The organism is Cyanobium sp. Alchichica 3B3-8F6, assembly GCF_024346435.1.
Taxonomy (GTDB): Bacteria; Cyanobacteriota; Cyanobacteriia; order PCC-6307; family Cyanobiaceae; genus Cyanobium_A.
The window spans coordinates 54620-74468 of sequence record NZ_JAGQCZ010000005.1 but is presented as its reverse complement, the minus strand read 5'-3'; the positions used below and the strand labels follow the sequence as shown (position 1 = coordinate 74468).

Genomic DNA, 19849 nt, shown 5'->3' with positions numbered 1-19849 from the left:
TGGAACAGATCCCCCAACTGTAGCTACCCTTACCGGGCACCTGTCCGGCTGGGTGGAGGGGTCTCCGTCGTTGGCCACGGGCTGCGTAGCAGAGCGTCGAAGCGTTGCAGCCATCCCTCCACCAGACGCTCAAACAACTGGGCCCCCAGCGCCGCCGAAGCACCCCGAGCATCGCCGATCACACCGGAATCGCTCAGGTCTTGGGTAAGCCAGGCCAGCGGGGCAGCCCCCTCCAAACTCCATCCCGCCGGGCTGGGGCCAGCCTTGCGTCCATCGCAGGGGCGCTCCTCGCCCACCAGCTCAGGAGCCAGATGCAGCATCAGGCTGGTTTCCACCAGGCCGGCATGCAATCCGACGGAGCGCTCCGGCTCCGGGATCAGCTCGGCGATTCCCTCCGGACCACTCCACAAAAAGCAAGGCAACACCACGAGCTCGGGGCACTCCGCCCGGAGTTGGCGCGCGGCCGTTTGCAACAGGGCGATCTGGCCCCCATGGGCGTTGAACAGCACCAACCGCCGAAACCCGGTGGCAGCCAGTTCACGGCCAACGGCCACCACCTGGTCGATCACCAGACCGGGCGGGAGGCTGAGGGTGCCGCAGAAGCCGCGATGCTCGGGTGAAAAGCCGATGGCCTGCAGCGGCAGCCGCAGGATCGGCAGGTCCGCATCCAGGGCGGCGAGCGCCGCATCCAGCACCCGTTCGGCAAATAGGCCATCAGTGCCCAAGGGGAGATGGGGCCCGTGTTGCTCCACCGCACCCCAGGGCCATACCACCGTGCTTCCCCACCGGGCTGCAATCTGCTCGACCTGGGGCCAGGCCAGTTGTTGCACGTGGCGCCGAGACTCCATTGCATCAGAACGGATCTCTACAGTGTGAGGCTCTCAGCCCCCAGTGGAGATGGCCGGTACCGGCAGCCAACCGCCCTCGTCTGCGTCATCTCCCGCGCCAGCACCGGGTTCATCGCGCCCGGTGCCCCCTGGAGCCGCCCAGCCGCAGCCCGTGGCCCCGCTGCGCAAGCCGCCCCAGGTGTTGATGATCCGCAAGGATCAGCCCGTCGTGGCAGCGCCCGAGCCCGTCGTGGCGCCGCCCAAGCCGGAATCCGTCCGAACTCCGGAACCCCCGGCCGCCGCCGCTCCACCCCCCAGCCCGGTGCGGACCCCAGCCCGCAACGACGACGACCTCTTCGACCTGGGGGGCATGGAAGGCCTCACCATGGCCGACCTGCTGGGGCCAGACTCCAATCAGCAACGGCAGTCGCGCCGCACCTCGAGCGCCGATCAGGCTGGCAGCGCACCGGCCCGCAGCGTCGACGATTTCGATTTTGACGAGGAGGCGTTCCTGGCCGCCCTCGACGAGCACGAACCCCACGGCACCACCGGGGAAGTGGTGCGCGGCACGGTGATAGGCCTGGAGAGTGATGGGGTGTACGTGGACATCGGTGGCAAGGCCCCGGGGTTCATGCCGAAAGCGGAATGCGGCCTTGGTGTGATCACCGATCTCAAGGAGCGCTTTCCCAAGGGGCTCGAGCTCGAGGTGCTGGTGACCCGCGAGCAGAATGCCGACGGGATGGTGACCATCAGCGCCCGGGCCCTCGCCCTGCGCCAGAGCTGGGAGAAGGTGCGCGCCCTGGAAAAGGAGGGCAAGGTGGTGCAGGTGAAGGTGAACGGCTTCAATCGCGGCGGCGTCACCTGCGATCTGGAGGGACTGCGCGGCTTCATTCCCCGCTCCCAGCTGCAGGAGGGTGAAAACCATGAAGCCCTGGTGGGCAAAACCCTCGGGGCGGCGTTCCTGGAGGTCAACCCCGAAACCCGCAAGTTGGTGCTGTCGGAGAAGAGAGCCGCTACCGCCGCCCTGTTCCAGAACCTGGAGGTGGGTCAATTGGTGGAAGGGCAGGTGGTGTCGATCAAGCCCTACGGCCTGTTTGTGGACCTGGGGGGCGTGAGCGGCCTGCTGCACCAGTCGGCGATCACCGGCGGTCAATTGCGCGAGCTGCGCGAGGTGTTCGGCCAAGGCGATCGGCTCAAGGCCCTGATCACCGAGCTCGATCCAGGCCGCGGTCGCATCGCCCTCAACACCGCCCTGCTGGAAGGCCAGCCGGGCGAACTGCTGATCGACAAAGACAAGGTGATGGACGAAGCCACTGACCGTGCCAACCGCGCCCGCTCGGTGCTCCGCCAGCAGGAGCAACAGGCCGGATGAGCAAGGCCCCTGTTCCAGCGGAGCCAGTGGAGGCCCCAGTGACAACCGCCCTCTCCCCCGACTGGGAGCTCGACTACTACTCACGGCCCATCCTCGAGCCCGACGGCAAGAAGCGCTGGGAGCTGCTGATCTGCTCCACGCCCCAGGTGCAGACCGCAGAACAGCCCTCCGCTGCAATCTTTCGCTGGGTGCAGGCCTGCCCCGCCTCCAGCGTCAACTCGATCTGGCTGAAGGACGCCCTCGAGCAAGCCCTGGCCGCTGCTGCCGCCAAGGGCTTCGGGCCCCCACGGCGGCTGCGCTGCTGGCGGGCCTCGATGCGCACCATGGTGCAACGGGCCGCCGAGGGTCTGGGCCTGGAACTGGTGCCCAGCCGGCGCACCTATGCGCTGGTGACCTGGCTGCAGGAGCGGGAGCGCGACGTTTACCCCCAGGAGAGCGGCTACATGGCCGGCCCCCTGGCACCGCCACCCCAGCCGATCCGCCCGATCGCCGTACCCCTGCCAGAAGCGGCTCGGGGCGAGAGCTGGGGCTGGGCCACCCTGCCCGTGGGCGCCCTCGCCAGCGCGGCCGACTGGGAGCTGGGATTTGCCGGCCTGGTGCCTCTGCCGGAAGACCTCTCCCCAGAGGTGCCGGTGCCAGGGATTCGCCTGTTCAGTGCCTCCCGGGCCCTGGCCCTGGCCGGTTGGCTGGCGGGGTTGGAGCCGGTGCGCCTGGACATCAGCGGGCAACAGCTGGTGCTTGAGGCCGGATTGGAAGACCGCTGGCTACTGAGCGATCTTCCGGCCGATGAGGCGAAGGCGGCGGTAACGGCCTTCGCCGCGGCCCGCCAGCAGGCCGGAGGGCTGCAATTTCTCGCCGTCCAGGCCCGCGAAGACGACCAGCGCTTCGAGGGCTTCTGGCTGCTGCGCGACCTCCCCGACGCCTGACACCACTGGCACCCGGCACCGACCATGGCCGAAGCGCTCGATCCCCCTTTTGACCGTCCCGACCGGGACTTCAACAGCCTGCCGGGCTGGACCTGGGTGGGCACCTATGGCGGCCACTACCTCCAGTGCGACCTGCTCGGCAGCTTTGAGCACGCCTTTTTCACCCGCCAGTGGCAGGGTCGGGGGCCTGAGGTGCTGGCCGGCTACGTGAGTGCCGGGGTGAGCGTGCACCGTCTGCGCCAGGTGCACAGTGCCGTGGTGCTGCCGGCCAGCCAGGCCACGGCCGAGCCCTGGCCCGAGGCCGATGGCCTGGTGAGCGATGGCGGCGGCCAGTGTCTCTGGGCCTGCGGCGCCGATTGCACGCCGGTGCTGATCGCCGATCCGGTTTCGGGCCGGGTGGCCACCTGCCATGCGGGTTGGCGGGGTGTGGCCGGCGGCATCCTGGCCGCGGCCGTGCAACAACTGCAAGCCAGCGGCAGCCGCGCCGCCGAGCTGCTGGTGGCCCTGGGTCCGGCGATCAGTGGGTCTTGCTACCAGGTGGAGCGGGCGGTGAGCGAGCAGGTGGCGGCGGCCCTGGCGCCCAACGAGCCGGAACACCTGCCGGACCTGTTGGAGGCCTTGCGCTGCTGCGGCGCCCTGCAAGATGACCCCGATCCCCAGCGCGATCGGCTGGACATTCGCGCCGCTGCCCGCCGCCAACTCGAGAACCTCGGCGTTGCGACTGAACGCATTGCAATCTGCCCCCTTTGCACAGCCACTGAGCCACTGCTATTTCACTCCTGGCGCCGTGATCAAGTGAAAGCGGTGCAGTGGAGCGGGATTGTTTCCCAGACCTGATGTTCGAAACCAAATTTTTTTTCGCCGCCCATGCGACTGGATGTGACGAAGTCCATGCGTCTTGGCGCAGCACCGATCCGGATTTACGCCGGATTCCCACCCCTTCGCTTGCAGTCGGGACAGATCCTGCGCAATAATGCAGATGTTGCATAAATCTCATCCATGCTCACTGGCGCTGACCTCCTCGCAAAGGTCAAGGAACATGGAGATGTGAGCAAGTCCGATCTCGTCCGAGCTTGCGGCTATGTCTCCCACAAGAAAGATGGCTCTGAGCGGCTGAATTTCACGGCCTTTTACGAGGCCCTGCTCAACGCCAAAGGTGTTGATTTCGGTAGCACCGCCAAAACCGGCAAAGGCGGCCGCAAGCTCAGCTTCAACACCAAGGTTCAGTTCAACGGCAACCTGATGGTGGGCAAGGCCTACACCGGCATGCTCGATCTCAAACCCGGCGACGAATTTGAGATCAAACTGGGTCGCAAGCAGATCCGACTGGTTCCCCTGGGCGCTGAAGACGAGGACGAGTGATCGCCAAGGCGACCTGCTCGGCCACCTTGATGCCATCGATGGCCGCAGAGAGGATCCCGCCCGCATAACCGGCCCCCTCTCCCGCCGGATAGAGCCCTGGGGTGTTGCAACACTCCAGGGCTGTTTTGTCTCGGGGCAGCCGCAGTGGCGAGGAGGTGCGCGTTTCCACTCCCGTCAGCAGGGCATCGTCCATCGCGAAACCGGGGATGCGACGTTCAAACACCGGTAGGGCCTCCCTAATGGCCTCCAGCACAAACGCTGGCAGGCAACCCTCAAGCGTGCCAAAGCGCACCCCAGGCTGGTACGACGGGTGCACAGCCCTGGCGCCGCCGCTGCTGGGGCGACCGGCCAGGAAATCCCCCACCCGCTGGGTGGGGGCCTGGTAGCTGGACCCACCGGCGATGAAGGCACGACCCTCCCAGTGCCGCTGGAAGGCCACCCCGGCCAGGGGATCGTTGGGTCCATCGCCGTAGGGGGCCAGATCGTCGAGGTCGACCGTCACAACAATGCCGCTGTTGGCGTTGCGCTCATTGCGGGAGTGCTGGCTCATGCCATTGGTCACCACCCGGCCCGCTTCTGAGGTGGCACCCACCACCAAGCCGCCCGGACACATGCAGAAGCTGTAGACGCTGCGGCCCTGGCTGGCTTCGCCGCTGCAGTGATGCACAAGCTTGTACTCGGCGGCGCCCAGGCGCGGATGGCCGGTGGCCTCACCCCAACGGGCGCGGTCGATCAGGCTCTGGGGATGTTCGATGCGCAGGCCCACCGCGAAGGGCTTGGGCTGCATTGCGACACCGGCGTCCTTCAGCATCGCGAAGCTGTCGCGGGCGCTGTGGCCGAGGGCCAGCACCACATGGCTGGCCGCAATCCGCTCGCCGCTCTGGAGCCGTAGGGCCTGCACGGAGCGATCCCCATCCGCCAACTCCAGGCCGTCCACCCGAGCCTGAAAGCGCACCTCACCCCCCAGGGCCTCAATCCGCTGGCGCAGGCCTCGCACCACCGTGGCCAACTTGAACGTGCCGATGTGGGGGTGATGCAAGGTGAGGATGTCTGGGTTGGCACCGGCGGCCACCAGCGCTTCCAGCACCTTGCGCACGTAGGGCTTCGCCTCGCTCACCTGGCTGTAAAGCTTGCCGTCGGAAAAGGTGCCTGCTCCCCCCTCCCCAAACTGAGCATTGGAGTCGGGGTTGAAGGGGCGGTTGCCTTTCCAGAAGCCAAAGGTGTCGGCCGTGCGCTCCTTGACGGCTTTGCCGCGCTCCAGCAGCAGGGGGCGGAAGCCCATCTGGGCGAGCAGCAGGGCCGCGAAGTAGCCACAGGGGCCAGCCCCCACCACCACCGGACGCGGTACGGCCACCCCTGGATTGGTCCCAGCGCCGGGGGCCTGGGCCACCGGGTGGTACGTCGTATCGGGGCTGGGCCGCAGATGGGGATCCCCCGCGAAGCGCTGCAGCAGGCGGGCCTCCGCCCGCGGATCGAGGGCCAAGTCCAGATCGAGGCTGTACACCAGGGCGATGGCCTGGGGCTTGCGGGCATCGACGCTGCGCTTCACCAACCGCACCGCTCGCAGCTGATCGGGAGCAATCCGCAACCGCCGGCACGCCGCCGCCTCCAGCTCGGCGTCGCTGTGGTCGAGGGGAAGTTTCAGCTCACTCAGGCGCAGCACAACCGTCTCCTGGGGGGCCCAACCGGAGATGGCGGCCGATGTATGGCGTTATTTCAGCAGTTTCGAGGTCCGCCGTCAGGACAACGCCTCGGCCTGCCAGGGTGAGAACCCATACGGTGCCAGCCCCATGGGGATCACCCACTGCCCCCTCTGCATGGCCCTTGCGGTGCTGTGCGTGGTGCGAGCCATGGCCCACGGCACCCTGTTGTGGCGCCTAGCGGCTTAATTGATCCCCCTTCCCTTGCCCCGGGCGCTAAGCAGGGGGCAGTCCTTTGCCTGCAGACCATCCCATGGATGAGCGCCCCATGCACCAGTGGCCAGGCTCCTCCCTGCGGCGGCGGGATGTTTTGGGTCTGGCGGGGCTGGCCTTGGGGGCCTGGGCGACTACCAGCCTGCCCTCAAGGCCTGCTGCAGCCAGCTCCAACAGGGTCGGGGCATCCGCACTGCCACCGCGGGGCGACCTGCGGCTGGTGGCCATCAGCGACCTCAACAGCAGCTATGGCTCCACGAGCTACCTGCCGGAGGTGCTGCGGGCTGTCGAGCTGATTCCCAGCTGGAAACCCGACCTGGTGCTCTGCGGCGGCGACATGGTGGCCGGCCAGAAGCAGGGGCTCAGCCGCGTGCACCTGAGTGCCATGTGGGCCTCCTTCCACCGCCAGCTGCTGGCGCCGCTGCGGCGGGCGGGGCTGCCGGTGGCGATCACCATGGGCAATCACGATGCCTCCTCCGCCCGCTCCGGCGGGCGCTACGCGTTTGAGCTCGACCGGCAGGAGGCGGAGCGCTACTGGCGCGGGCAGGAAGACGGGCTGGGGCTGTCCTTCGTGGATGCCAGCCGGTTCCCCTTCGCCTACAGCGTGCGCCAGCACGACCTGTTCCTGTTGGTGTGGGATGCCTCCTCCGCCACCGTGCCGGCCGAGCAGGTGGCCTGGGCCGAGCGCCAGCTGAGCAGCCCGGCGGCGCAGTCGGCCCGGCTGCGCCTGGTGCTGGGCCATCTGCCCCTCTATGCGGTGGGGCAGGGCAGGGACACCCCCGGCAACGTGCTGCAACAGAGCGACGCCCTGCGCCAACTGCTGGAGCGCACCGGTGCCCACGCCTACATCAGTGGCCACCACCACGCCTACTTCCCCGGCAGGGTGGGCCAGCTGGATCTGCTCAACCTCGGCGCCCTGGGCAGTGGGCCGCGCCGTCGGCTGCAGGATCCCTCGCCACCGGTGCAGACGCTCACCTTGATCGATGCCTTCTGGCCCCGGGGCGAGGGCACCGGAGAGGGCAGCACGACGGGCCGCACCGTTTACACCACCTACAACATGCGCACCCTGCAGCCGATCGCCAGCCAGCAGCTGCCGGCCCAGATCCGCCCCAGCCAGGGGCCGGTACTGCGGCGGATCGGCTAAACGGATTGGAGAGGCGAATCTGGTCGGGCGCTCAGCCCAGGCTCGCCTCGATACGGGCCACCTCCAGCCGGGTGGCGATCAGGGCGTCGGGGTTGAGGCTGATCGAATTGATGCCCTCCTCCACCAGGAAGCGGGCAAAATCGGGGTAATCGCTGGGGGCCTGGCCGCAGATGCCGATCTTGCGGCCGCAGCGCCGGGCCGTTTGGATCGCAAGCCGGATCATGGCCTTCACGGTGGCGTGGCGCTCATCAAACAGCTCCGCCACCAGCGCCGAATCGCGATCCAGGCCCAGGGTGAGCTGGGTGAGGTCGTTGGAGCCGATCGAAAAGCCGTCAAAACGCTCCGCAAACGCTTCGGCCCCGATCACATTGCTGGGTAGCTCGCACATCACATACACCTCCAGCCCGTTCTCGCCCCGCACCAGGCCGGAGCGGGCCATCTCAGCCAGCACCTTGTCGCCCTCCTCGGGGGTGCGGCAGAAGGGCACCATCGGGATCACGTTGGTCAGGCCCATGCCCTCGCGCACCCGCTTGAGGGCCTGGCATTCCAGGGCAAAGGCGTCACGGAAGGCGGGAGCGTAATAACGGGAGGCGCCCCGCCAGCCGAGCATCGGGTTCTCCTCGCTGGGCTCGAAAGCGGCGCCCCCCAGCAACTTGGCGTACTCGTTGCTTTTGAAATCGGACAAGCGCAGGATCACTGGCCGGGGATAGAAGGCCGCCGCGATGCGGGCCATGCCCTGGGCCAGCAGATCCACGTAGTACTCGGCCGGGCTGGCGTAGCCGGCCGTCAGCTGGGCGATCGCCATGCGTTCCGCTGGATCGGCAACCCGGTCCGGCTGGAGTAGGGCCATCGGGTGCACCTTGATGTGATTGGCAATGATGAACTCAAGCCGGGCCAGCCCCACCCCATCGCAGGGGATGGCCGCCAGGTTGAGGGCCTCCTCCGGGTTGCCCACGTTCATCAGGATCTGGGTGCGGGTGGCGGGCAGATCGCCGATGGGCTGCTCCGTCACCGAGAACGGCAGGGTGCCGCGGTACACCCGGCCCACATCGCCTTCGCAGCAGCTGATCGTGATGGGGTCACCGTCGTGGATGCGGCGGGTGGCGTCCCCGGTGCCAACGATGGCGGTGATGCCCATCTCCCGGGCAATGATCGCCGCATGGCAGGTGCGGCCGCCCTGGTCGGTCACCACCCCGCTAGCCCGCTTGAGGATCGGCTCCCAGTCGGGATCGGTGCGCTCGGTGATCAGCAGATCGCCGCTCTCGAAGCGCTCAATCTCGGAGGGGTGGCGGATCACCCGTGCCACGCCGCTGCTGACGGAGGCGCCGATGGCACGGCCGCTCACCAGGGTTTCGGCCTGGTGAGGCTCCAGGTGCCAGCTGCGGAGCACCGCCTGTTGCTGCTGCGACTGCACGGTTTCGGGGCGGGCCTGGAGGATGAATAGCTCCCCCGTCAGGCCGTCTTTGGCCCACTCGATGTCCATCGGGGTGGGGGACCCGCTCTGGGCGCTGTAATGGCGCTCAATCCGGCAGGCCCAGCGGGCCAGGGTGAGGCACTCGTTGTCGCTGAGGGCGAAGCGATCGCGCTCGGCCTGGGGCACCGGCTCGTTGTGCACGGGCGCGCCACCCTCGCCACTCCCCGCCTGGCCAACCACCATCCGGATCGCCTTGCTGCCCAGCCGCTTGCTCAGGATCGGCGCGAAACCCTGCTCCAGCGTGGGCTTGAAGATCAGCACCTCGTCGGGGTTGACAGCCCCCTGCACCACGTTTTCGCCCAGGCCGTAGGCGGCCGTGAGCAGCACCGCATCGCGGAAGCCGGTTTCGGTGTCGATGCTGAACATCACCCCGGCACAGGCGCGGTCGGAGCGCACCATCCGCTGCACCCCGATCGAGAGGGCCACCTCGAGGTGATCGAAGCCGTTGAGCTGGCGGTAGGAGATCGCCCGATCGGTGAACAGCGACGCGTAGCAACGCCGGCAGGCATCGAGCAGGGCCGCCTCACCCTCGATGTTCAAGTAGGTCTCCTGCTGCCCGGCAAAGCTGGCGTTGGGAAGGTCTTCGGCGGTGGCACTGGAGCGCACCGCAACGGCTGGGAAACCGCCATCTGGTGTTGCCAGCTCCCGATAGGCCGCCAGGATCGCCTCGGCCAAATCGGCGGGCAGCTCGGCATCCAGCAGCAGGCTACGGGCGGCCTTGCCAGCGCTCTGCAAGGCGCCGAGGTCGTCAGCATCCAGCCCCGTGAGCAGCTCCGCCAGCGGTGCCATGAGGCCATTGCTGCGCAACAGGTGGCGATAGGCAGCGGCGGTGGTAGCGAAGCCTCCCGGCACCCGCACCCCCGCGCCGGCGAGCTCGCGGATCATCTCGCCCAGGGAGGCGTTTTTGCCCCCCACCTGGGCAATCGCCCCAAGACCCACCGCCGCGAATGGCACCACCAGGGGAGCAGCCAGGGTTTCGGCAGGCAGGGGATTGACGGTGCGCATCCGACAAGGGCAGCCAAACCAACTCTGGCGCCACTGGACGGGCCTGGGGCCAACTGTGAAGGCGGCCACCCAAGCGCAGCTCCCCTATCACGGGCCCGACACGGATGCCACAGTGGAAGGATGCTGTTTACCCGTCCGACGGTTTCTGTGTCTCGTTTTTCCCTGGCCCGGTTCACTGCTTCCGCCCTTAGCGCCACGGCTTTCGCTGGCGTCACGGCTGTAGCGGGAGCAACGGCGTTGCTCGGAGCGCCCGGCCTGGCCCAGTCGTCAGCCCCTGCCGCGGCGGCCGCCAAGCCCGCCAGCCTGGAGACGATGAACGACATGGCTCTGGCCGCCGCCGTCAACGTCTGCGAACTGGCAGTCGAGCAGAAGGTGCCCGTGCAGAACGCCGTGATCTCCAACGCCAAGGCGATCACCTACGTGGTCACCGCCACCCACGGCGGCCAGATCGCCGGTGCAGGCAAGCTGGAGGCCTCCCAGATCATCAACGGCACCATCGTGCAGATCGTGGGCCGCGTGAAGCAAGGCTGCTACCCGAAGATCACCACCGCCGACAAGAAATTCGTCGATGACGTGATCGCCCAGTTCTCGGCCCAGGCCAAGCAGCAGCAAAAGAAGTAGGAAGGCCGCGGCTGGGGGGCTAACCGGTGGGGGGCCTCTTCAATCGGGATCTGACTCTTCCGGCTGGCTGTCGGGCAACAATTGGGCCAGCAAGCCGGCGGCCATCAACACCCCCCCGAGGCTCAGGGCCAACATCTTGTTGCTGGCTGCGGGTCCGTCGCTCCATACGCCGGCCGCCAGGAAGGCTCCGCCCAGCAGCAGGGAAGGCACCAGCACAATGCCTTTCGCAGTGCGGTTCAAACTCACGGAATCAGCCCAAGCAACAGGATCAGGCGCCGAGATTGGCACAATCCCCACTGGGATCGGCGTCAGCGGCAACCTGAGCCAGGCCGGCGGCAACCAAACCGCTGGCCAGATCCGTGCTGCCGGAAGCGCTGCCTGATCGGTATTGGGGAGCCGAGAGGGTCTGCACCCGGGCCAGCAGAACCCCCTGGTTCTGGCCCATGGGCCGCAGATTGACCCGAGTGCGGCGGGGGGCGGCCTGACGCAGCCAATCCACCGCCTCGCTCTGCTGGGCCTCGGGCACCACGATGCAAGCCAACTGGACGGTGTAGCTGCGGTTCTGATCACCCAGTTGCAACAGGGTGGCGCCCCGTACCTGCAGCATCTCAGCCGCCAGCGCCGCACCAGGCCAGAACAACAGGACGAGGGCCGCGATCAGTGCCGCAAGCCACCTCAAAGCTTGGCGCCGCAGTTGGGGCAGAACAGATGGGCGCTTTCGGTGGTGCTGCCACAGGCATGGCAGTGGCGGGTGGTGTCGATGGCCAGCTCGGGATGGCTGGGCAAGCCCACCATCTGGGCGTTGCTGGCGCCGGGGGGCACCATCGGGTAGCAGTTTTCGTTGCGGCGCACCTTGACGTCAATGAACACCGGGCCCGGATGGTCGAGGGCCGCCTGGAGCTGCTGGCGCAGGCTGGCCCGATCGTCGATCAGCACGCCCCGCACCCCGAAGGATTCCGCCAGGGCCGCGAAGTTGGGCATGCCACCGGTCATCTCGGAGGCGGAATAGCGCTCGCCGTAGAAGCTTTCCTGCCACTGACGCACCATGCCCTGCCAGCCGTTGTTGAGCACCACCACCTTCACCGGCAGGTTGTACTGGCTGAGGGTGCCCAACTCCTGGATGTTCATCAGGATGCTGGCGTCGCCAGCCACGCAGATCACCTGCTCGTGGGGGAAGGCCGTTTGCACACCCATGGCGGCAGGCATGCCGAAGCCCATGGTGCCTAGGCCCGCCGAGCTGATCCAGCGGCGGGGACCGTTGTGGAGAAACTGGGCCGCCCACATTTGATGCTGACCCACATCCGTGGTGTAGAAGGCATCGGGCGCCAGCTCGCGCAGGGCCACCACCACCTCCTGGGGGGCGATGTCGCCCTCGGGAGCGGGCACCACCAGGGGGTAGTGCTGCTTCCAGCTGTCGATCCGCTGCAACCAAGCTTCGGTGCGGCCTTCGCTGCTCTCCCCGGCAGACGCCGCCAGTAGAGCCTCCAGCGCGGCCTGCACATCGGCAACCAGCGCCACATCCGGCAGGCGGGTCTTGCCCATTTCAGCCGCATCGATGTCGATGTGAATCACCTGGGCCCGGGGCGCGAAGCCATCGAGCCGGCCGGTGACCCGATCGTCGAAGCGAGCGCCGGTGGCGATCAAAAGATCGCACTCGGTGACCGCGAAATTGGCGTAGGCGGTGCCATGCATGCCCAGCATGCCCACCGCCAGGGGATGCTTCTCATCGAAGGCCCCCTTGCCCATCAAGGTGGTGGTGACGGGCAACCGGAAGCGCTCAGCCAGTTGCTTGACGGCACCATGGGCACCGCTGCTGACAGCGCCACCTCCCACATACAGCAGGGGACGGCGAGCCTGACGAATCAGCGTCAGGGCCGCGGCGATCGCCGCCGGATCGGGGCTGGGGGGCAGCTTGAAACCGGCGGGGATGGCCGTACCAGGGGCCACCGGGGTGTAGTCGAATTCCTCAAGGCCCACGTCCTTAGGCACATCGATCAGCACCGGGCCGGGGCGGCCGCTGGCGGCGATCAGGAAGGCCTCGGCCACGATTCGGCCGATATCAGCCGGGTCGCGCACCACCCAGGAGTGCTTCACGATCGGCAGGGTGATGCCGAAGATGTCAGTTTCCTGGAAGGCATCCGTGCCGATGGATGCCCGGGGCACCTGCCCGGTGATCACCACCATCGGCACCGAGTCCATCTGGGCGGTGGCGATGCCGGTAACCAGGTTGGTGGCGCCGGGCCCAGAGGTGCCGAAGCACACACCCACCTTGCCGGTGGCGCGGGCATAGGCGTCGGCGGCATGGGTGCCGCCCTGCTCATGGCGCACCAGGATGTGCTTGAGCCAGCCGCGGGCCTCGGCCTTGTGCAGCTCGTCGTAAATCGGCAGGATCGCGCCGCCGGGGTAGCCGAAGATGTGCTCCACCCCATGGCGATGCAGCGCATCCATCAGGGCGTAGCCGCCACTAACGCGTTGCGGAGGGTTGGCCGTAACGGTGGAGCTGTCGCCATTGGAAACAGCAGGGGCGGACTGGGCCGCAGGAGTGAGGGGCGTCAGCGTCACGGCTGCAGCAGGCCAACCACTGAGGCTGGTTCTCGAACTACGGCAACCCTAGGTGCCGGCGCGGCTTTTGACGCGGCCTGCCGCCATGGCCCGCAGAATCTGGGCGGGATCGAGCCAGCGCCCGCCGTGACGCATGCCCCAGTGCAGATGGGGGCCGGTGGTGCGACCACTCATGCCCACATGGCCGATCAACTGACCGGTGCGCAGCCGTTGCCCCTGGCACAGGGCGACGGGGCCGCTGCGATAGGTGCCGCCGGCCACGTGGCCGGCGAGATGGCAATAAATGTGCTCGTAGTCCCCCGAGCGGATCACCAGACCGATGCCACAGGCTCCGTCGTGGATCACGTCCTGCACCACCCCGGCCCACCAGTTGCGGATCGGCGAGCCCATCGGGGCGGCGATATCGAGGCCGTAGTGGGGCTCCACCCGGCCCCAGGGCCCCGTGCGGGTGCCGAAGTGGCTGGTGTAGGCCAGGAAGTTGGCTACCGGAAACACCCCCATCTGCCAATGGGCTTGCGCGAGGGCCGTACCGCAAGCCAGCTGAACCGTGACAGCCACAGCCGCACAGATCAGACCGGGCCAGGCAGCGGTTCTTTCACCCCTGCAAAACCCTGTTGAGCAGCGTGTCAAACAACGTCTGAAAGGGCCTTTGAAACGTTTCGTCAGGGGGCGGTGTTTAAAGCAGGCCGAGCGCATGCAGGGGGCCCCGTCCGCTGATCAGTTCCAGCAGGAAAGCGGAAAAGCCCACCATCGCCAAGCGACCGTTCCACACTTCGGAGCTGTTGTTCCAGCCCCAGGCCCACTTGTCCTGGGGATAGAGCTTCACCTTGGTGGGCAACTCGGCGGCCTGATCCAGGTTGACCTCGGGGCCCTCCAGGGCGTGCTGCACGAGATCGGCCAGGCCGTGAATGAAAGCTGGGGTCGTGTCCAAGGCCGGGACGCGCCTGAAATTGATGATGCCCGCCTCGGTGGCGATTTCCCGGTATTCGATGTCGATTTCTTCGAGCGTTTCGATGTGCTCACTGACGAAACTGATCGGCACCACCACCAGATCGGTCACACCGGCGGCCCCCAGCTCCTGCAGGGCGTCGTCGGTGTAGGGCTTGAGCCACTCCACCGGACCCACCCGGCTCTGGTAGGCCAGGGTGAACGGATTGGCGTGGCCCAGATCGCGCTCGAGCCGCTCCATGATCAGGCGCGCGCAGGCTTCGATCTCTTGCTGGTAGGGGTCGCCAGCCTCCTCCACGTAGCTCTTGGGCACCCCATGGGCACTGAAGAACACATGGGCCTGGGCCGGCTCGGGGCAGGCCTGGATCTCGCGGGCAATCAGGCCGGCCATAGCTCCGATGTAGCCGGGGTCGTCGTAGTAACTGCGGATGCAGCGGATCGGCAGGCGCGAAAAGCCTGTATCGGCCTGACGCAGCCGCTGCAGCTCCCGGAAACTCGAGCCGCTGGTGCTGATCGAAAAGTGGGGATAGAGGGGCAGCACCACCACCTCATCCACTCCGTCGGCCTTGATGTCGCCCACCGCCGATTCGGTGAAGGGATGCCAATAGCGCATGGCCACGTAGCTGGTGGCCTCGATGCCCCTGGAGCGCAATTCACTCTGGAGCTCCCGGGCCTGATGTTCGGTGATGCGCCGCAGGGGCGAGCCACCGCCGATCGAGCGGTAGGCCTCCTGGGATTTGCCGGCCCGCAGACTGCTGATCAACCAGGCCAGTGGCTTCTGGAGAGCAGGATTCGGCAGCCGGATGATCTCCGGATCGGAAAACAGGTTGTAGAGAAACGGACCGACGTCCTGAATACGCTCGGGCCCGCCGAGGTTCAGCAGCAGCACGCCAACCTTGGCCATGCCCTCGTTCCGTGCGGCTCAGGAAGGCCGAGCGTAACGCTGCCGCTACACCCCTAGCGGCTTCGGCGTCGGATCGATAACGTCGAGACCTGTGCAAGGGCCATGGCAAGCGGAGCTGCGGTGCCCGATCTGGCGAGCCTGCAGGCCCAGCTGGCGCAGGAGAACAGCGCCCTGGCGCGGGCGGGGCTTTCGCTACGTCTGGAGCTGCGCGGCCAACGGCTGGGGCTGCGGGGGCCGCTGCCCTGCCGCCATGGGACGGGTCGGCACCCCGTGCAGCGCATCAGCCTGGGGCTGCCCGCCGACGCAGCGGGGTTGGATCAGGCCAGGGAGCGCCTCAAGGAGGCGCTGCGTCAGCTCCAGCAGGGGCGTTTCGACTGGTCGGTGTGGGCCCGGGCGCTGCCGGAACCGACCCCAGGAAGCCCTGTGACCGAGCGGGTGACGAGGCCGGTGGTGAAGGGCTGCGGCGATCCCCTCGGGCTGGAGAGCTTCGAGGCGGCCTTCTTCGCCGACCCCCGCCGCCGCCGCAACCCCGCCGGCTGCCGCACCACCTGGACCAGCGCCTACCGTCCCTACCTGCGGCGCCTGGCGGCGGTGGCGGCGGAACGGAACTGGCCCCTGGGCCTGCCGTTGCTGGAGACGGTTCTGGAGAGCTATGCCCCAACCAGCCGCAGTCGCCAGCAGTGCGGCACCGCCCTGGCGGCCCTGGCCCGCCACCTGGGCCAGCCCTTGCCCGAGGACTGGGCCGAACGGGCGGCGGGCTACGGCCTGCATGCGGCCCAGTTCCGCAGGCTGCCCGGCGATCCGCAGATCCTCGCCCTGGCCGAACAGATCCCCAACCCCAGCTGGCGGCTGGCCTACGCGTTGATGGCCACCTATGGCCTACGCAACCACGAGATTTTTTTCTGCGACCTCTCGGCCCTGGCCCCCGGCGGCGACCGGGTGATCCGGGTGCTGCCCACCTCCAAAACCGGGGAGCACCAGGTGTGGCCGTTCCAGCCGGAGTGGGTGGAACACTTCGGCCTGGAGCAACTGGGGAGCACCGCCCCACCTTTGCCCCCAGTGGCCACCGACCTACGCCGCACCACCCTGCAGCAGGTGGGCCGGCGGGTGGCGGAACAATTTCGCCGCTACGACCTGCCGATCACCCCCTACGACCTGCGCCATGCCTGGGCGGTGCGCACCATCCACATCGGCCTGCCCGACACCGTGGCAGCCCGGATGATGGGTCACTCCGTGGCCATTCACACCCGCACCTATCACCACTGGATCACCCGCCGCGACCAGCAGCAGGCGGTGGATGCGGCCCTGGCGCGCCGGCAGTCGGTGGCCTAAGCCCGCCAGAGTGGCTGCCTTGCCGTTGCCCTGCCGTGAGCCAACCCGATCCCACCGCATTCCAGCCCGACGCCACTGCGCCAGGGTCGGCCCTCGATGCGGTGGCAGCGGAACTAGGCCCCGGCGGCGCTCTGGCGCCAGAAGCGGATGCCGATGGCTACCGCCGCCGCATGGCACGGCGCAAGGAGGTGCAGCAGCAGCGAGTGGGTGAGCGCAACCTGGAGAAGGGGCTGGTGCTGGTGTTCACCGGCGATGGCAAAGGCAAGACCACCGCAGCCCTAGGGCTGGTGCTGCGCACCCTGGGCCACGGCGACGCGGTGGCGGTGGTGCAGTTCATCAAGGGCGGCTGGCAGCCCGGCGAAGCCAAGGCCCTGGAGTTGTTTGGCGACGCGCTGGCCTGGCACGCCCTGGGCGAGGGCTTCACCTGGGAAACCCAGGACCGGGAGCGGGATCGTGTGTTGGTCCAGGCCGCCTGGGAGAGATCGCTCAGCTACCTCGCCGACGCCAACCGCAAGCTGGTGGTGCTCGATGAGGTGAATGTCGCCCTCAAGCTGGGCTACCTGGCGGTGGAACAGGTGCTGGAGGGCCTGACCCTGCGCCCCGAGCTCACCCACGTGGCCCTCACCGGCCGCGGTGCCCCCCCGGCCCTGGTGGAGCGGGCCGATCTGGTGACGGAAATGAAATTGCTGCGCCATCCCTTCCGGGAGCAGGGCGTGAAAGCTCAGCGAGGGATTGAGTTTTAGGCACGGCTCAGCCCAGGTCGTCCTGGAGCTGGGCCAGGGCACTCACCAGCACGGTGAGGCCGCTGATCAACACGGCCCGGTGCACATCGGGTTCGCGCCAGATCGCCGGGTCGGCGCTGGCCCGATCCAGGGCCGAAAGGGTGAGGCGCGCCATCACGCCACAGGATCGCGGCTGGCGGTAAGGCTGGGGCTGGCCGAGGGGAAGGTGGCCCATGGCGCTCACGCTTTGTGGCACTGAAGCGGTTGGGCGGGCAGGACGCAAGGGCGTTGCTACGGTGCGGCAAATCAGTGGGGTCGATGGGTTACAAGCGCGTGCTGCTCAAACTCAGCGGCGAAGCGCTGATGGGGGAGCAGGGCTATGGCATCGATCCGGCGATCGTGCAGTCCATTGCCTCCGATGTGGCCGCCTGCGTGGCCGGTGGCACCCAACTGGCGATCGTGGTGGGTGGTGGCAACATCTTCCGCGGCCTGAAAGGATCGGCCGCCGGTATGGACCGGGCCACCGCCGACTACGTCGGCATGCTCGCCACCGTGATGAACGCCATCACCCTGCAGGACGGCCTCGAGCGGGCTGGCGTGCCCACCCGGGTGCAGAGCGCCATCTCGATGCAGGAGGTAGCCGAGCCCTACATCCGCCGCAAGGCGATCCGCCACATGGAAAAGGGCAGGGTGGTGATCTTTGCCGCCGGCACCGGCAACCCCTTCTTCACCACCGATACCACCGCAGCCCTGCGGGCCGCTGAGATCGGCGCCGATGTGGTGTTCAAGGCCACCAAGGTGGATGGCGTCTACAACAAAGACCCCAACAAGCACACCGATGCTGTGCGCTACGAGAGCCTCTCGTTCCTGGAGGTGCTCAGCTCCGAGCTCGAGGTGATGGACGGCACGGCCATTTCCCTCTGCAAGGACAACGCCATTCCCATTGTGGTGTTTGATCTGTTCGGCGCCGGCAACATCGGCCGCGCCGTGGCCGGCGAGCCGATCGGCACCCGCATTCACCCCTGACCCCCGCCATGGATTTGGAAGCCAGCATGCGCAAGTCGCTCGAAGCGACCCAGCGCACCTTCAACACCATCCGCACGGGCCGGGCCAACCCCTCCCTGCTCGACAAAATCAGTGTGGAGTACTACGGCGCTGAGACGCCGCTGAAGTCTCTGGCCACCCTGTCCACCCCCGATTCCCAAACGATTCAGATCCAGCCGTTCGATACCGGCTCGATGGGACTGATTGAGAAGGCCATCTCCATGAGTGATCTGGGCCTGACCTGCAACAACGACGGCAAGGTAATCCGGATCAACATCCCGCCCCTCACCGAAGATCGCCGCAAGGAGCTCTGCAAGCTGGCCGCGAAGTATGCCGAAGAGGGCAAGGTGGCCCTGCGCAACGTGCGCCGCGATGCCATCGACAAGGTGAAAAAGCAGGAGAAGGACGGCGAGCTCTCAGAAGATCAGAGCCGCGATGATCAGGACAAGGTGCAGAAGCTCACCGATAAGTTCATCGCCGAGCTCGAGAAGCACCTGGCCGAGAAGGAAGCCGACATCCTCAAGGTGTGAACGCCACGCCAGCTGACGTGGTGGTGGTGGGGGCCGGCGCTGCTGGTGGCGCAGCGGCCTTCCACCTGGCGCAGCAGGGTCAGAAGGTGGTCCTCTTGGATCGCGCCGCCTTCCCACGCCCCAAGCCCTGTGGGGGCGGCATGGCGGCCTCGATGCAGGCGCTGTTCCCCTTTGACCTGGGCCCGGCCGTGGATGCGGTGATCGACCAGGTGCGTTTCACCTGGTGCCTGGGCGACCCCGTGACGGCCGTGTTGCCCGGCGATGCCCCCTTCTGGATCGTGCGGCGTTCCGTGCTCGATTCCTACCTGGTGGAGCAGGCCACGGCAGCTGGGGTGGACTTCCAGCCGGGCGTGGCGGTGCAGAGCCTGCAGCGATCAGGGGATCACTGGCAGCTGCAGGCGATCGGGCCAACCGGCGCAGCCCTATCGCTCCAGGCGCGGGCGGTGGTGATCGCCGACGGCTCGGGATCGCAGTTGGCGGCCCGCCATGGCCTGGGGCCAGCCCGGCCGCGCTTTGCCGACACGGTGTCGGTGGAGGTGGAATGTGCCGTGAGCGAGCCCAGCACCGCCCGCTTTGAATTCGGTTTGGTGCGCCATGGCTTCTGCTGGTCCTTCCCCCGCCAGGGGGGCTACAGCATCGGCGTGGGCACCTTCATCGGCCGCGATCCCGCCGATGCCGATGCGGTGCTGAGCCAATTACTGCCCAGCCTGGGCCTGCCCGCCGATGCCGGCGAGCGCCGTGCGGGCCAGCTGCGCATCTGGGATGGCCACCACCCGCTCCATGGCCAGGGGGAGAACACCGGGCTGGTGGTGGTAGGCGATGCCGCCTCGCTGTGCGATCCCTTCCTGGCCGAAGGTCTGCGTCCCGCCCTGATCAGCGGCTGCCGGGCCGCTGAGGCGATCGCAGCCTGGTTGGCCGGTGAGCCCTCGGCCCTGGCCGGCTACACGCGCCGCATGCGGGCCGAATGGGGCGAGTCGATGGCCTGGGGCAAACGCATCGCCCAGGTGTTCTACCGGGTGCCGCGGGTGGGCTACCAGCTGGGCATCAAGCGCCCCACCGCACCGCAGCGCATTGCCCAGATCCTTTCCGGTGAGATGGGCTATGGCGACATCGCCCAACGGGTGATCCGCCGCTTGCTGTTCCAGCGCTCCTGAAGGCGGGCT

At 67.7% G+C, this 19849-nt stretch carries 21 protein-coding genes; 12 read left to right on the top strand and 9 right to left on the bottom strand.

Annotation, left to right across the window (positions count from 1 at the left end; translation table 11 throughout):
* Positions 1 to 29: 29 nt before the first annotated feature.
* Positions 30 to 848, bottom strand: a complete 819-nt coding sequence (locus KBY65_RS05650) for a creatininase family protein (protein WP_094559887.1) — start codon at positions 846 to 848, stop codon at positions 30 to 32.
* Between the two features lie 49 nt (positions 849 to 897).
* On the opposite strand from KBY65_RS05650, the gene KBY65_RS05645 reads away from it, so the two are divergent.
* The 4 genes from KBY65_RS05645 to KBY65_RS05630 all read left to right on the top strand — a co-directional run bounded on the left by KBY65_RS05645 (position 898) and on the right by KBY65_RS05630 (position 4487).
* A complete protein-coding gene (locus tag KBY65_RS05645; RefSeq protein WP_409996625.1) occupies positions 898 to 2199 on the top strand; it encodes a S1 RNA-binding domain-containing protein in 1302 nt (433 codons plus the stop codon).
* Entirely contained in the window at positions 2196 to 3125 is a 930-nt protein-coding gene (locus tag KBY65_RS05640; protein ID WP_094559888.1) for a Tab2/Atab2 family RNA-binding protein, read from the top strand. The genes KBY65_RS05645 and KBY65_RS05640 overlap by 4 nt, the downstream gene beginning before the upstream one ends.
* Before the next feature lie 24 nt (positions 3126 to 3149).
* Positions 3150 to 3962 carry a peptidoglycan editing factor PgeF gene (gene pgeF / locus KBY65_RS05635; protein WP_094559889.1) on the top strand — a complete coding sequence of 271 codons (813 nt, stop codon included), beginning with the start codon at positions 3150 to 3152 and terminating at the stop codon, positions 3960 to 3962.
* Between the two features lie 162 nt (positions 3963 to 4124).
* Positions 4125 to 4487, top strand: coding sequence for an AbrB family transcriptional regulator (locus tag KBY65_RS05630; protein WP_094559890.1), 363 nt, complete (start codon positions 4125 to 4127; stop codon positions 4485 to 4487).
* Here KBY65_RS05630 and KBY65_RS05625 read toward each other — a convergent pair.
* Positions 4426 to 6150: an NAD(P)/FAD-dependent oxidoreductase gene (locus tag KBY65_RS05625; protein WP_255000806.1), complete on the bottom strand. Its 1725-nt coding sequence runs from the start codon at positions 6148 to 6150 to the stop codon at positions 4426 to 4428. The two genes, KBY65_RS05630 and KBY65_RS05625, sit on opposite strands and share 62 nt — an antisense overlap.
* A gap of 28 nt (positions 6151 to 6178) precedes the next feature.
* Here KBY65_RS05625 and KBY65_RS05620 point away from each other — a divergent pair, with 28 nt between their 5' ends.
* Complete coding sequence (locus KBY65_RS05620; protein ID WP_255000805.1) at positions 6179 to 6376, top strand: hypothetical protein; 198 nt, start codon at positions 6179 to 6181, stop codon at positions 6374 to 6376.
* A gap of 64 nt (positions 6377 to 6440) precedes the next feature.
* Positions 6441 to 7544 carry a metallophosphoesterase family protein gene (locus KBY65_RS05615; RefSeq protein ID WP_255000804.1) on the top strand — a complete coding sequence of 368 codons (1104 nt, stop codon included), beginning with the start codon at positions 6441 to 6443 and terminating at the stop codon, positions 7542 to 7544.
* Between the two features lie 31 nt (positions 7545 to 7575).
* On the opposite strand, the gene ppsA is transcribed toward KBY65_RS05615, so the two are convergent.
* On the bottom strand, positions 7576 to 10023 hold the full coding sequence (ppsA, locus tag KBY65_RS05610) for a phosphoenolpyruvate synthase (RefSeq protein WP_255000802.1): 2448 nt from the start codon (positions 10021 to 10023) through the stop codon (positions 7576 to 7578).
* Positions 10024 to 10170: 147 nt separating this feature from the next.
* On the opposite strand from ppsA, the gene KBY65_RS05605 reads away from it, so the two are divergent.
* Positions 10171 to 10644 carry a hypothetical protein gene (locus KBY65_RS05605; protein WP_254988221.1) on the top strand — a complete coding sequence of 158 codons (474 nt, stop codon included), beginning with the start codon at positions 10171 to 10173 and terminating at the stop codon, positions 10642 to 10644.
* A gap of 39 nt (positions 10645 to 10683) precedes the next feature.
* Here the strand turns inward: KBY65_RS05605 and KBY65_RS05600 are convergent, their stop codons facing one another.
* The 5 genes from KBY65_RS05600 to hemH form a co-directional block, all read right to left on the bottom strand.
* Entirely contained in the window at positions 10684 to 10890 is a 207-nt protein-coding gene (locus KBY65_RS05600) for a GIVxVP protein (RefSeq protein ID WP_094559894.1), read from the bottom strand.
* A 22-nt stretch (positions 10891 to 10912) separates the two neighbouring features.
* A complete protein-coding gene (locus KBY65_RS05595) occupies positions 10913 to 11251 on the bottom strand; it encodes a nuclease (RefSeq protein WP_233128536.1) in 339 nt (112 codons plus the stop codon).
* A 68-nt stretch (positions 11252 to 11319) separates the two neighbouring features.
* Entirely contained in the window at positions 11320 to 13092 is a 1773-nt protein-coding gene (gene ilvB, locus KBY65_RS05590) for a biosynthetic-type acetolactate synthase large subunit (protein WP_409996627.1), read from the bottom strand.
* 162 nt (positions 13093 to 13254) lie between these two features.
* Positions 13255 to 13764 (bottom strand): M23 family metallopeptidase, encoded by a 510-nt coding sequence (locus KBY65_RS05585; RefSeq protein ID WP_255000800.1) that lies wholly within the window; start codon positions 13762 to 13764, stop codon positions 13255 to 13257.
* Positions 13765 to 13882: 118 nt separating this feature from the next.
* Positions 13883 to 15058 carry a ferrochelatase gene (gene hemH, locus KBY65_RS05580; RefSeq protein ID WP_255000799.1) on the bottom strand — a complete coding sequence of 392 codons (1176 nt, stop codon included), beginning with the start codon at positions 15056 to 15058 and terminating at the stop codon, positions 13883 to 13885.
* A 102-nt stretch (positions 15059 to 15160) separates the two neighbouring features.
* On the opposite strand from hemH, the gene KBY65_RS05575 reads away from it, so the two are divergent.
* Both KBY65_RS05575 and cobO read left to right on the top strand, forming a co-directional pair.
* Positions 15161 to 16390 carry a site-specific integrase gene (locus KBY65_RS05575; RefSeq protein ID WP_254988224.1) on the top strand — a complete coding sequence of 410 codons (1230 nt, stop codon included), beginning with the start codon at positions 15161 to 15163 and terminating at the stop codon, positions 16388 to 16390.
* Between the two features lie 35 nt (positions 16391 to 16425).
* Positions 16426 to 17133 (top strand): cob(I)yrinic acid a,c-diamide adenosyltransferase, encoded by a 708-nt coding sequence (gene cobO, locus KBY65_RS05570; protein WP_255000798.1) that lies wholly within the window; start codon positions 16426 to 16428, stop codon positions 17131 to 17133.
* Positions 17134 to 17140: 7 nt separating this feature from the next.
* Here the strand turns inward: cobO and KBY65_RS05565 are convergent, their stop codons facing one another.
* Positions 17141 to 17347, bottom strand: a complete 207-nt coding sequence (locus KBY65_RS05565; RefSeq protein ID WP_094559900.1) for a hypothetical protein — start codon at positions 17345 to 17347, stop codon at positions 17141 to 17143.
* 83 nt (positions 17348 to 17430) lie between these two features.
* Here KBY65_RS05565 and pyrH point away from each other — a divergent pair, with 83 nt between their 5' ends.
* Genes pyrH through KBY65_RS05550 form a run of 3 tightly spaced genes read left to right on the top strand, consistent with a single transcriptional unit; the run spans position 17431 to position 19840 of the window.
* Entirely contained in the window at positions 17431 to 18138 is a 708-nt protein-coding gene (gene pyrH / locus KBY65_RS05560; RefSeq protein ID WP_094559901.1) for a UMP kinase, read from the top strand.
* 8 nt (positions 18139 to 18146) lie between these two features.
* Positions 18147 to 18686, top strand: a complete 540-nt coding sequence (frr, locus tag KBY65_RS05555) for a ribosome recycling factor (RefSeq protein ID WP_094559902.1) — start codon at positions 18147 to 18149, stop codon at positions 18684 to 18686.
* On the top strand, positions 18683 to 19840 hold the full coding sequence (locus KBY65_RS05550; RefSeq protein ID WP_094559903.1) for an NAD(P)/FAD-dependent oxidoreductase: 1158 nt from the start codon (positions 18683 to 18685) through the stop codon (positions 19838 to 19840). Before frr ends, KBY65_RS05550 begins: the two co-directional genes overlap by 4 nt.
* The last annotated feature ends 9 nt before the right edge of the window (positions 19841 to 19849 follow it).

What these genes read in the sequence shown, in the direction of transcription:
- ilvB (WP_409996627.1), bottom strand. Translation starts at nt 13,092, where the DNA reads ATGGATGCGCTGCATCGCCATGGGGTGGAGCACATCTTCGGCTACCCC.
- frr (WP_094559902.1), top strand. Translation starts at nt 18,147, where the DNA reads ATGGATTTGGAAGCCAGCATGCGCAAGTCGCTCGAAGCGACCCAGCGC.
- KBY65_RS05595 (WP_233128536.1), bottom strand. Translation starts at nt 11,251, where the DNA reads ATGCTGCAGGTACGGGGCGCCACCCTGTTGCAACTGGGTGATCAGAAC.
- KBY65_RS05620 (WP_255000805.1), top strand. Translation starts at nt 6,179, where the DNA reads ATGGCGGCCGATGTATGGCGTTATTTCAGCAGTTTCGAGGTCCGCCGT.
- KBY65_RS05640 (WP_094559888.1), top strand. Translation starts at nt 2,196, where the DNA reads ATGAGCAAGGCCCCTGTTCCAGCGGAGCCAGTGGAGGCCCCAGTGACA.
- pgeF (WP_094559889.1), top strand. Translation starts at nt 3,150, where the DNA reads ATGGCCGAAGCGCTCGATCCCCCTTTTGACCGTCCCGACCGGGACTTC.
- pyrH (WP_094559901.1), top strand. Translation starts at nt 17,431, where the DNA reads ATGGGTTACAAGCGCGTGCTGCTCAAACTCAGCGGCGAAGCGCTGATG.
- KBY65_RS05645 (WP_409996625.1), top strand. Translation starts at nt 898, where the DNA reads ATGGCCGGTACCGGCAGCCAACCGCCCTCGTCTGCGTCATCTCCCGCG.
- KBY65_RS05575 (WP_254988224.1), top strand. Translation starts at nt 15,161, where the DNA reads ATGGCAAGCGGAGCTGCGGTGCCCGATCTGGCGAGCCTGCAGGCCCAG.
- KBY65_RS05565 (WP_094559900.1), bottom strand. Translation starts at nt 17,347, where the DNA reads ATGGGCCACCTTCCCCTCGGCCAGCCCCAGCCTTACCGCCAGCCGCGA.
- KBY65_RS05630 (WP_094559890.1), top strand. Translation starts at nt 4,125, where the DNA reads ATGCTCACTGGCGCTGACCTCCTCGCAAAGGTCAAGGAACATGGAGAT.
- ppsA (WP_255000802.1), bottom strand. Translation starts at nt 10,023, where the DNA reads ATGCGCACCGTCAATCCCCTGCCTGCCGAAACCCTGGCTGCTCCCCTG.
- KBY65_RS05615 (WP_255000804.1), top strand. Translation starts at nt 6,441, where the DNA reads ATGGATGAGCGCCCCATGCACCAGTGGCCAGGCTCCTCCCTGCGGCGG.
- hemH (WP_255000799.1), bottom strand. Translation starts at nt 15,058, where the DNA reads ATGGCCAAGGTTGGCGTGCTGCTGCTGAACCTCGGCGGGCCCGAGCGT.
- KBY65_RS05650 (WP_094559887.1), bottom strand. Translation starts at nt 848, where the DNA reads ATGGAGTCTCGGCGCCACGTGCAACAACTGGCCTGGCCCCAGGTCGAG.